We start from the raw sequence: 9,535 nt of genomic DNA, 5'->3' as shown, positions 1-9,535 counted from the left end.
TGGGGGGCGTGGAGCCCGGCCGCCACTTCCGCGGCTACGGCCACGGCTCCACCGGCGGCAACGGCTACCAGCCCTTCTGATCGGCCCGGGGCAGGTGGTGAACGAGGCGGGCGCTCCATCCGGGGCGCCCGCCTCGTCGTCTGGGCAGGCCCGTATCCCCACGATCGAATGTGCATCGGTGCATCGTAGAGGGGCGCGCCACCGCGGGATCCGCCGACCAACCCCGGGTGTCCGCCGACCAACCCCGGGTGTCCGCCGACCAATCCGGGTGTCCGCCGACCACCCCTGGTTGAAACCGGGGGCTGGAACTTCGGGAAGTCCGCCGTCGCGGACTGCACGCCGCCACCCGCGCGATCCGGCGGGATCGGTCGCGCGCCTCGATCCGTCTGCCGCGCTTCAGCGGGTAGTCCGCGAAGGCGGACTTCGTGTAGTCGTTGCAGCGATTTCAATCGCCCTGCTCCCCTTGGAGCTCCTGTCTCGTCTGCCGAACTGCAACGCCGGCCGCATCAGCTTTGTCCGCCATTTCTGCACCCTTTGCAAACCTTTGGCGCTGCCGGTTCAGGGCATCCTCATCAACCGCTTCATCTTACCCTCGCGGCGGTTTGGCCCGGAGCTTGCTTTACCCCTCGGCGTGAACGCCAGAGGGAATCGCGATGCGGACCGTGAGAGACGCGCAGGGGCGAAACTGGAGGATCTGGCACGTCGTGCCCCAGAGCGCGGTCCTCATCCAGACATCGCCGCAGATGGGCCAGGGATGGCTCTGCTTCGAGAGCGACGGTGACAAGCGCCGGATGGCGCAGCCGCCCGAGCACTGGGCCACGATGACGGACGCCGAGCTGCTGGAGCTGTTGAGCGGGGCGTCGGAAGTGAAGAAGACGGAGCGGGAGGCGGAGAAGACGGTAGGGGAGTGACGGGGTGTGGTTCTGGGGGTTGGGTGAGGGGAGTGGGTGTGGGGCCGGGAAGTCCGGTTGGGGGGCCGGATGACCGGAGCTGGTCTGGTGAGGGAGTGGGTGTGGGGACCGGGAAATCCGGTTGGGGGACCGGATGACCGGAGCTGGTCAGGGAATGGGGTGAGGTTCGGGTTCATGTGCCGGGACAATGGGGGGAGTAGGACCGGGAAGCCCGGTTGGGGGGCCGGGTGACCGAGTGAGGGAAGTGGGTGAATGGGGCGAAAGCGGCGGACCGGGTTTCCCGGGCCGCCGCTTTCGCTTGCCTCCATTCTGATCTCCATGAAACGACCAGGAGCAGGACTCTCACGGGGGACACGGAGGTTCACAGACGAGGATCGGCGCGCGCCATCCCTCTTCACCGTTCCTCCGTGTTCTCCGCACCCTCTGTGAGCGGATCAGGAATCTCCCGGAACGCTCTGGATCACTCCGATCTCCACCACGCGCTCCACCCCGATCGCCTCCAGGAACGCGCGGTCGTGCGACACCGCGATCAGGGCGCCGTCGTAGCCGTTCAGCACGTCTTCCAGCGCGGCCAGGCTGTCGAGGTCCAGGTGGTTGGTGGGCTCGTCCAGCAGCAGCAGCTTCGGCGGGCGCCAGCCGTTGAGCGTGCACGCCAGCGCCGCCCGCAGCCGCTGGCCGCCGCTCAGCGTCTGGGTGGGCTGGTGCACCGCGTCGCCCTCGAACAGGAAGCGGGCGAGCGCATGCCGCGCCTCCGTCTCGCCGATGTCGGGGTTGCGCTCGCGGTAGCACTCCAGCACCGACGCGCCCGGCCGCAGCCTGCGCGCGTGCTGGTCGAAGAACGCCACGTCGTCGGCAGGCACTCCCAGCCGCACGCTGCCGGAGGTGGGCGGCAGCGTGCCTTCGATCACGTGCAGCAGCGTGGTCTTCCCGCTCCCGTTCGGCCCGGCGATGGCCAGCCGTTCGGGACCGACGACGCGCAGGCTCACGTTCTCGGGCGCGGGGCGTTCCGCGCCGGGGCGGAGGACGGAGACGCCGTCCAGCTCCACCACCACCTTCCCCGCCGCCAGCACGGTGGGCGGCAGCTCCAGCGCGATGCGGCCGCGCTCCTCCACCCGCGCCCGCGCCGCGTCGAAGCGCTCGCGCCCGCCGGCCACGATGCGCTCGGCGGTGTCGCGCACGCGGCCACGCGTGCCCTCGCTGCGCTCGCGCTGCATCCCCAGCCAGATCTTTGGGGCGCCGCCCTTTGCCGCACGCGCCTTGCCGCGGCTGTCGCGGCGGTCCTGCCGTTCGCGCATCCGCTGCGCCTCGCGGCGGGCGGCGCGCAGGGCGGCTTCGGCGCTGGAAAGCTCGCGCGCGGCGGCGCCTTCTTCGGCCGCCTTCTGCGCCAGGTACACGTCGTAGTTGCCGCCGTACACGCGCACGCCGGCGGGCGAAAGCTCCACGATGCGGTCCAGCAGGCGCAGCAGGGTGCGGTCGTGGCTCACCACCAGCAGCCCGCCCGTCCACCCGCGCACCAGCTCGTACAGCGCGTCGCGTCCGGCGGCGTCGAGGTTGTTGGTGGGCTCGTCCAGCAGCAGAAAGTCCGGCTGCGCCAGCGTGAGCCCCGCCAGCGCCACGCGCGTTCCCTCGCCGCCGCTCACGCCGGCCACGGGCCGGTCGAGCGGCAGGTGGCCCACGCCGAAGCGCGCGAGCGCCGCCTCGGCGCGCTCGCGCAGGTCCCAGTCGTCGCCCACACGGTCCAGGTCGCCCGGCTCGGGGGTGCCGGCATACACGCGGTCGAGCGCCGCCAGCCGCTGGTCGATGCCGAGCACGGCGGCCAGCGGGCGGTCGGTGCCCAGCTCGAAGTTCTGGGGGAGGTACGCGACGGTGCCGCGCCGCTGGACGCTTCCGTGCAGCGCGGCCAGCTCACCCGCCAGCAGGCGGACGAGCGTGGTTTTCCCGGCGCCGTTGGGCCCTGTCAGCCCCGTGCGCTCGCGGCCGAAGCCGAGGGTGATGTCGGAGAAAAGGGTGCGGCCGTCAGCGAGCGCGTAGCCCAGCCGGTCGGCGGCGATACGAAAGTCGTGGAGAACTGCTGGCATGGAGGCACACTCCGTCCCTGAAGGTTGTCATGAGGTGGACACCGTTCAGGGTCAGCCGCATTCGTGTGCTCTCGTCTGGGACCGGGATGTACTGCGCGGAACTGCGTGGTGAAAGATCGAAGAAACAGATGATGCGTCAAGCGCAGGCCCCCGGGATCGCCGCCACGCCCATCAACCATGCCGTCGTGGTAGCAGGTCCGAGTCTTGCCTTCCCCGGGGGTGGGACGCGGCGTCTGCTCGTTCCATTCTCTCGAAAGGATCTGACGATGATCAGCGCGAAGCGGTGGTTCGTGGCCGTTGCGGCCCTGGCGATTTCGGCCGGCGCTTGCACGGCGAAGGTGGAAGACGAGGGCAAGCTCCCCGACGTGGACGTGAGCGGCGGCCAGGCCCCCCAGGTGGACGTGGACCCCGCCAACGTGAACGTGGGCACCGACACCAACACGGTGGTCACGCCCAGCGTGAACGTGACGCCCACCGATACTACCCACCGGTAGAAGGCTCGCGCCGGCAGGAAGGAACCCGGGGTGAGACGGCAGTCGCGTCTCACCCCGGTTCTGCGTCCGCAGCCGTGCGATCACCCCGTTGTCGCACCGCGCACCCCTCCCCGCCGCGTCGTCTCATACCGAATTCAGCGATTGATTGTGCATTCGCACGACACCGCCCCTCGTCATCCTGAGCGCGACCACGCTGCACCCGCGGCGTGCTGCAAGGGCCGCAGCGCGAAGGATCCATACCATCGGATGCGTTACGACTGGGGATTTCGCGCAAGCCGGCGATAGATCCTTCGGCCTGCGACCACCGGCTCATGCCGCGACGCACGGTGGTCGGCCTCAGCTCGACTTTAGCCATCTCAGGCGGCGTAGGCGAGCGTATCGGTGATGCGTCGCAACAGAGGTGCTGGAATTCTTTCGTAGTCGGCGGTTGACCGGGAGTGCAAGAGATTTCCTGATGTCCAGAGATGACGGCGCACGGCGGCGACGGCATCGCTGAAGGTCGGGACGGTCTTCGGGTACCAGGCGGCGCTGCGGACCTGGAGGAGCTGGCGCTTGTCGAGACGGTCGGCGAGCAGGGCGATGATCGAGAACGTACCTAGCAGGCAGGGGGTGGTACGCGCGATCGCAAGGTCGGACCACTGCCGCTGGGTTTCGACACCGAGATGGCGGCGGGTCTCCTCGAAGGTGACCTCCACGCACCAGCGCCGGATGTAGAGGCGGATGATCTCGATCGCATCCACCTCCGGATCGGTGGAGAGGAACGCGCGCGTCTCCCGCCTGCCGGAGGGATCCCGCACGATGACCCAGCGGATCGGGATGGCGGGATTGCCCGGGTAGTACCAGAGCGCGGTGCCGGTCGCGATCTGCAGGTCGACCTCGCGCCTGCCGTACCATTCGGAGATCCGGACGCTGATCCACTCTGTGAGCGGGTCGGCCAGCCGGTCCTTGAGGCTGGGCAGGCGCTCGCCGACCTTGCGGCTCCCGCCGCGCTGGCCGGGCAGGCGCGGGGGTGGGGGAGCATGGAGCCGGCTGTCGAGGCGCATCTGGGCAACGACCGTCACCCGGCTGCAGATCGCGCCGAACAGCTTCTGGCTGGTGTAGTTGACGTCCATCAGCACGATCAGGCGGTGGTCGGGAAGCCAGCGCGCGAGTTGAAGGATCATCTGCCGCGCCCAGTCGACGACCGTCTTATGACGGCGGCCGGCGTTGGCAGCGTAGCGCTCGGAAGGAGCGAGCACGGTGAGGAACGGCAGAGCCCACACGCGCCGGGCCCAGGCGATGTGCGGCAGGAACATGAGCGCGACCCAGCGCAGCCCGCTCGTCTTCACGAAGAAGCCGCGGCTGGAGCGCACCGGATCACGGTAGATGCCGCGGGCCTTGATCTTGGAACCCCAGCGGCGCTCGATCATGTCGTCGATGACGAAGATGAGCGGCTGGCCGTTGATGGCGAAGGCCCGCACCAGCGCGTGCAGCAGGATCCGTGAAGCCTTGCGAGCATTCCAGCGCGCCCGCGACAGAACGCGGTGATAGTTGAGGAAGTGAGGATCGTCCTGGAGCCCGACGGCGCGCAGAGCGGCTGCCACGGTGCGCGAGCCCAGCGACAGGAGCGCGCCCTTCAGCAGCCGGAGCGCATTGGCGAAGGTGGGCCGGGTGAAGAGAGGGGCGAACTCGGTGAACAGCTGCTCCAACTCGTCGTGCATCGACACACTGCTCCCCAGCATGGGTGTGGGGGCACCGTGCTGGTGAACAGAGTATGCAAGAATTGGACAAAGTCGAGCTCAGGGTGACGATGGAGGAGATGGTTGCAGAATGCACAGTCAATCATCGCATTCGGTATCACATCCGAACCATCATCCGGCCGTCGCCCTCGAAGCCGAACCGGCGGTAGAGCGAACGGCTGCGGGCGGTGGGCCACAGCATGGTGGCCTCCACCCCGGCCGCGGCGCACTCGTCCACGATCGCCGCCATCAGCCGCGCCCCGGCGCCCTGCCCGCGCAGGTGCTCGCGAATGTAGACGTTGGTCACGTAGCCATAGACCTCGGCTTCGTCCACCGGGTTCGGCATCTTCTCCATCAGGTGCAGCCACGCCGCCCCCACGATCCCCATCGAGCTCCGCCGCCCACGCGCGCCAGGAATCGTCGCCCAGCCGCGCCCGCATCCACGCCGCGCACCGGGCGACGAACGCGTCGTGGGCCTCGTTGGGCGGGTCGATCGCGGTGCGGAACTCCCAGCGCAGCCGCGCCAGCGCCTCCGCGTCGTCCACGGTCGCGCGGCGGATGGTGAGGGCGGGGGCGGCGGGATCGGACTCTGGCATCGAAGGGGGGCCGGATGCGTGCGTCAGGTGATAGTCCGGAGGGACGATGTCGCGAAAATGCGAATGGACTCTCGGCTACAAAGGCACGCAGTCCGCCTGCGCCCTTCCGGGCGCGGACATCATCGTGGATCGCGGGCTACTTCGCCACGCCCATCCTCCGTTCCAGCTCCTCCACGCGCGTGCGGCTGACCTTGAGCTTCACGCCGTTCTTCAGGCGCACGGCGTAGTCGCCGCCGCCGCCGCGCAGCAGGGCGTCGATCAGGTCCAGCCGCACGATCACCGAGCGGTGGATGCGCAGGAAGCGCGTGGGGTCCAGCCGGTCCTCCAGCGCCTGCATCCGCTCGCGGATGATGTAGCCGCGCTCGTGCGTGTGGATCTCGGCATACGGGCCGCTGGCGGTGATGTACTCGATGTCGCCCACCGGCACCACGCGGACCTGCCCCTTCATCTCCACCGCGATCCGCTCGATCGGCGCGGCGCGCTGCGGCGCCGGCTCGGCGGCGGGCGCCGGTGCAACGGCGTCCGACATCGAAGACTGCGCCGCGGACGCGGGGACGGCGCCGCCCTGCAGCAGGGTGAGCAGCCGGTCGGTGAGCGCGCCGACCTCCGAGAGCTCCACCATCCGCCGGGCGCGCTGGAGGGCCTGCTCGAAGCGCTCGTCGTCGTACGGCTTCAGCAGGTAGTCCACCGCGGCCAGCTCGAACGCCTGCAGTGCGAACTGGTCGTATGCGGTCACGAACACCGTGGCCGGCATCCGCGCGGGACCGACGGCGCGCACCACCTCCACCCCCGTCTTCCCCGGCATCTGCACGTCCAGGAACACCAGGTCGGGCTGGAGACGTACGATCTCTTCCACCGCCTCGTCGCCATCGGCCGCCGTACCCACGATCTCCACGGCCGGCTCGCGGCGGAGCAGGTCTTCCAGCCGCGCGCGGGCCAGCGGCTCGTCGTCGGCGATCAGCACCCGCAAGCTCCGCGCGCTCATCCCGCCACCCCGGCCGTGGCGGTCACGCCCAGCGCGCGCAGGTCGCCGCGGGTGTGGAAGGGGAGCGAGACCTCGGCCTCGGTGCCGCCGCCTTCGGCCGGCCGCAGCGCGAACGACTGCGCCTCGCCGTAGAGCTGCGCCAGCCGCTCGCGCGTGTTGCGCAGCCCCACGCCGTCCTGCGGCGCGTCGGCCAGCCCCGGGCCGTTGTCACGCACGCGCAGCACCACGCGCCCGTCGTGCAGGTGCGCGCGGATCTCGATCTTCCCCGCGCCCCGCAGCCGGCTCACGCCGTGCTTCACCGCGTTCTCCACCAGCGGCTGGAGCACCAGGTTGGGCACCAGCGCGTCGCGCACCTCGTCGTCCACCACGGTCTCCACCTCCAGGCTCCCCTGGAAGCGGATGCGCATGATCTCGAGGTACTTGTCCACGAACGCCAGCTCCTGCCGCAGCGGGACCTCGGCGTCGCCGGCGCCCTCCAGCGAGTGCCGCAGCAGCTCGCTGAGCCGGGCGATCATCCGCCGCACGCCGGGCGGGTCGCGCTCCACCAGCGCGCTCACGGCGTTCAGCGTGTTGAACAGGAAGTGCGGGTCGATCTGGGTGCGCAGCGTGGCCAGCCGCGCCTCGGCGAGCTGGGCCTGCAGGCGCGCGGTCTCGGCCTGCAGGCGCACGGCCTCTTCCTGCCGCGCGCGGTAGCGCCAGAAGTAGTCGCGGGCCAGCCCGGCCGCCACGATCCCGCAGTACACCACCATCTCGCGGATGAACCAGAGCCGCGAAAGGCTGCGCCAGGGATCGAACCCCTGCCGCCCGCGGAACTGGAGGTGCAACACGTACACGCGCACGAAGTCGAGCGCCAGGTCCACGAAGATCGACACGCCGATCCCCCCCACGAACAGCAGGGCGATGCGCGCCGCGCGGTTCTGGTGGCCGCTGACGAAGCGCCGGCTGATCCCGAACACCAGCGGCGTCACCAGCATCCAGATCACCATCTCGGCCACGGCCATGGCGATGGGGCCGGTGGGAAGCCCCGGCGCAAGGCCGGGGCGCCGCGGCTCGAGCAGCCGGTTGGCGGCCGTGAGCAGCGCCATGAACAGCCAGAACAGGGCGATGGCCAGCAGTTCGCCGCGCCCCAGGCGGGCGGTCTCTTCCGGCGCGTCGCCCAGGTTCTGGGCCGGGGTCGTACGGGTCTCGGTCACGAAGATCCATCACGCTGATTCAAGCGCGGGCGCGCAGGTGCGCACCCGTCCACGCACGCACGATACACGGCGCCCCGCCACCGCGGCAGAGATCCGCGCACGAACTGCACCGGCGTGGGCACGATCTGCACGCATCGAATGCCAAGTCTCCGCTTCCAGCGCCGCACCGGCTCCAACGCCCCGTATCAAAGACGAGGATCATCACGGTATAAAAACTATTGACGCGCTCTAAAAACGACATAATGATCATAAGTCGCTTCGTCCCTTCACGGAGGATCCACCATGCCGACGAGACGATCCACATGCCTGGTCCTGTCCTTGGTCGCACTGTCGACGGCCTGCGCCGCTGACTCTGAGTCGACGCTCCCCACATCTCGCTCAATCAGCAGAATTGCGACGGGCAAGGGTCAGGAGTTCGTCTTCTCGGTGGTCGTCCGAAAAGGCGGCAAGGTCAAGAAGTACAGACTTCGGGTGGACCGGGCTCAGCAGCAACTCCACCTGTCCGCCATCACGGACCCGGCCTGCTATCCAGACGATCCGAGTTGCAACGGTGATCTGCACACGCCGGAATGCTCGTTGGCGGACCTTGTCTGTGAGTATGGTAGCTATCCGGCAGTGGGTACGGACTCGGTCTACAACGAGAACCCGCCGGAGACCGGTACGTCGTGGTACGACTCCGGCCCGTACTTCTGTCCGATGTATGTGGACGACCCCCACTTCGAATGGAAGGGCCACCACTTTCAGATCGATGGACGGGCTGACCGTGTGCAACTCCTCCCGTCGAACATCGGTGTGCCGAAAGGGCGCTATCGCTTGCCACCCGGGCCCTGGATCTCGGATGACGAGCAGATGCGGATCTGGTCCGGCTTCATCGACGGAACGTGCTGGGTACGCGAGGAGCTGGTGGCCGGGTTCCTCCGCGCACATGTAGGATACATCGGATGGTATCGTTTCCAGGGAACGAGCGAGGATCTGGCGCTCTGGGGAGGCGGACAGGGCGAAGCAAAGGATGGGGTGTGGGTGTCGTACGGTGGTGAGGGAAGCGGCTCGTACCTGGACCCCGAAGCGGCACGTGTGTTGGAACGGTACATGAACGAGGGCGTCTGCACGCCTGGATGGATGATTTTCGTGAACGGGGCACAGGTATGTTGACGCCGATTCTTTACATGGCGCTCGCCGCGTGCGATCCGGTCGCGCTGGCAGATGGGAGCGTGGCAGCCATGTCCGACACGACGCCCGATCCGAATCCGTACCGATTGCCTTTCACCCGCGAGGAGTACGTCCTGGCGGAGGCTCAGATCCGACCGCGTGAGCAGGCCGAGCGACGGGCAGCCAGGCTCTTCGACCGCTCCCCAGACGTGATCGGCATCAGCGTGATGGAGGGCGAGATCATCCTGGTGGCGCTGGTTTCGGATGAACTGGCGGAGCGGATGAAGCGTTATCGCCCGTCGGCCGCCGAGATCATCGACCGTTGCCGCGCGGACCGCGACGAAGTGCTACGACGGTGGCGAGAGTCGGTCCACGAAGAAGACGGATAAAGTAGAAATGAAGCGCGGCGGG

General features: G+C 68.8%; 9 protein-coding genes. 4 read left to right on the top strand and 5 right to left on the bottom strand.

The window, feature by feature from the left end; genetic code table 11:
• Nucleotides 1-653 precede the first annotated feature (653 nt).
• Nucleotides 654-911, top strand: a complete 258-nt coding sequence (locus VGB24_RS09495; protein ID WP_331072710.1) for a hypothetical protein — start codon at nucleotides 654-656, stop codon at nucleotides 909-911.
• 434 nt (nucleotides 912-1,345) lie between these two features.
• Here the strand turns inward: VGB24_RS09495 and VGB24_RS09490 are convergent, their stop codons facing one another.
• On the bottom strand, nucleotides 1,346-2,989 hold the full coding sequence (locus VGB24_RS09490; RefSeq protein ID WP_331072709.1) for an ABC-F family ATP-binding cassette domain-containing protein: 1,644 nt from the start codon (nucleotides 2,987-2,989) through the stop codon (nucleotides 1,346-1,348).
• Nucleotides 2,990-3,255: 266 nt separating this feature from the next.
• Between VGB24_RS09490 and VGB24_RS09485 the strand changes: the two genes are divergently transcribed.
• A complete protein-coding gene (locus VGB24_RS09485) occupies nucleotides 3,256-3,483 on the top strand; it encodes a hypothetical protein (protein WP_331072708.1) in 228 nt (75 codons plus the stop codon).
• A 356-nt stretch (nucleotides 3,484-3,839) separates the two neighbouring features.
• Here the strand turns inward: VGB24_RS09485 and VGB24_RS09480 are convergent, their stop codons facing one another.
• The 4 genes from VGB24_RS09480 to VGB24_RS09465 form a co-directional block, all read right to left on the bottom strand.
• Nucleotides 3,840-5,183 carry an IS701 family transposase gene (locus tag VGB24_RS09480; protein ID WP_331072707.1) on the bottom strand — a complete coding sequence of 448 codons (1,344 nt, stop codon included), beginning with the start codon at nucleotides 5,181-5,183 and terminating at the stop codon, nucleotides 3,840-3,842.
• 136 nt (nucleotides 5,184-5,319) lie between these two features.
• Complete coding sequence (locus tag VGB24_RS09475) at nucleotides 5,320-5,589, bottom strand: GNAT family N-acetyltransferase (RefSeq protein ID WP_331072706.1); 270 nt, start codon at nucleotides 5,587-5,589, stop codon at nucleotides 5,320-5,322.
• Nucleotides 5,590-5,933: 344 nt separating this feature from the next.
• Nucleotides 5,934-6,782 carry a LytTR family DNA-binding domain-containing protein gene (locus tag VGB24_RS09470; protein ID WP_331072705.1) on the bottom strand — a complete coding sequence of 283 codons (849 nt, stop codon included), beginning with the start codon at nucleotides 6,780-6,782 and terminating at the stop codon, nucleotides 5,934-5,936.
• Nucleotides 6,779-7,975 carry a sensor histidine kinase gene (locus VGB24_RS09465; protein WP_331072704.1) on the bottom strand — a complete coding sequence of 399 codons (1,197 nt, stop codon included), beginning with the start codon at nucleotides 7,973-7,975 and terminating at the stop codon, nucleotides 6,779-6,781. Before VGB24_RS09465 ends, VGB24_RS09470 begins: the two co-directional genes overlap by 4 nt.
• 282 nt (nucleotides 7,976-8,257) lie before the next feature.
• On the opposite strand from VGB24_RS09465, the gene VGB24_RS09460 reads away from it, so the two are divergent.
• Nucleotides 8,258-9,127 (top strand): hypothetical protein, encoded by an 870-nt coding sequence (locus tag VGB24_RS09460; protein ID WP_331072703.1) that lies wholly within the window; start codon nucleotides 8,258-8,260, stop codon nucleotides 9,125-9,127.
• Nucleotides 9,121-9,513, top strand: coding sequence for a hypothetical protein (locus tag VGB24_RS09455; protein ID WP_331072702.1), 393 nt, complete (start codon nucleotides 9,121-9,123; stop codon nucleotides 9,511-9,513). Before VGB24_RS09460 ends, VGB24_RS09455 begins: the two co-directional genes overlap by 7 nt.
• Nucleotides 9,514-9,535: the final 22 nt, after the last annotated feature.

Source organism: Longimicrobium sp., from assembly GCF_036399935.1.
Lineage (GTDB): Bacteria > Gemmatimonadota > Gemmatimonadetes > Longimicrobiales > Longimicrobiaceae > Longimicrobium.
The sequence above is the reverse complement of the archived record's forward strand: the minus strand, read 5'-3'. Positions and strand labels throughout refer to the sequence as shown.

Coding starts and splice junctions, on each gene's coding strand:
- VGB24_RS09495 (WP_331072710.1), top strand. CDS start 654: ATGCGGACCGTGAGAGACGCGCAGGGGCGAAACTGGAGGATCTGGCAC.
- VGB24_RS09490 (WP_331072709.1), bottom strand. CDS start 2,989: ATGCCAGCAGTTCTCCACGACTTTCGTATCGCCGCCGACCGGCTGGGC.
- VGB24_RS09485 (WP_331072708.1), top strand. CDS start 3,256: ATGATCAGCGCGAAGCGGTGGTTCGTGGCCGTTGCGGCCCTGGCGATT.
- VGB24_RS09480 (WP_331072707.1), bottom strand. CDS start 5,183: ATGCACGACGAGTTGGAGCAGCTGTTCACCGAGTTCGCCCCTCTCTTC.
- VGB24_RS09475 (WP_331072706.1), bottom strand. CDS start 5,589: ATGGGGATCGTGGGGGCGGCGTGGCTGCACCTGATGGAGAAGATGCCG.
- VGB24_RS09470 (WP_331072705.1), bottom strand. CDS start 6,782: ATGAGCGCGCGGAGCTTGCGGGTGCTGATCGCCGACGACGAGCCGCTG.
- VGB24_RS09460 (WP_331072703.1), top strand. CDS start 8,258: ATGCCGACGAGACGATCCACATGCCTGGTCCTGTCCTTGGTCGCACTG.
- VGB24_RS09455 (WP_331072702.1), top strand. CDS start 9,121: ATGTTGACGCCGATTCTTTACATGGCGCTCGCCGCGTGCGATCCGGTC.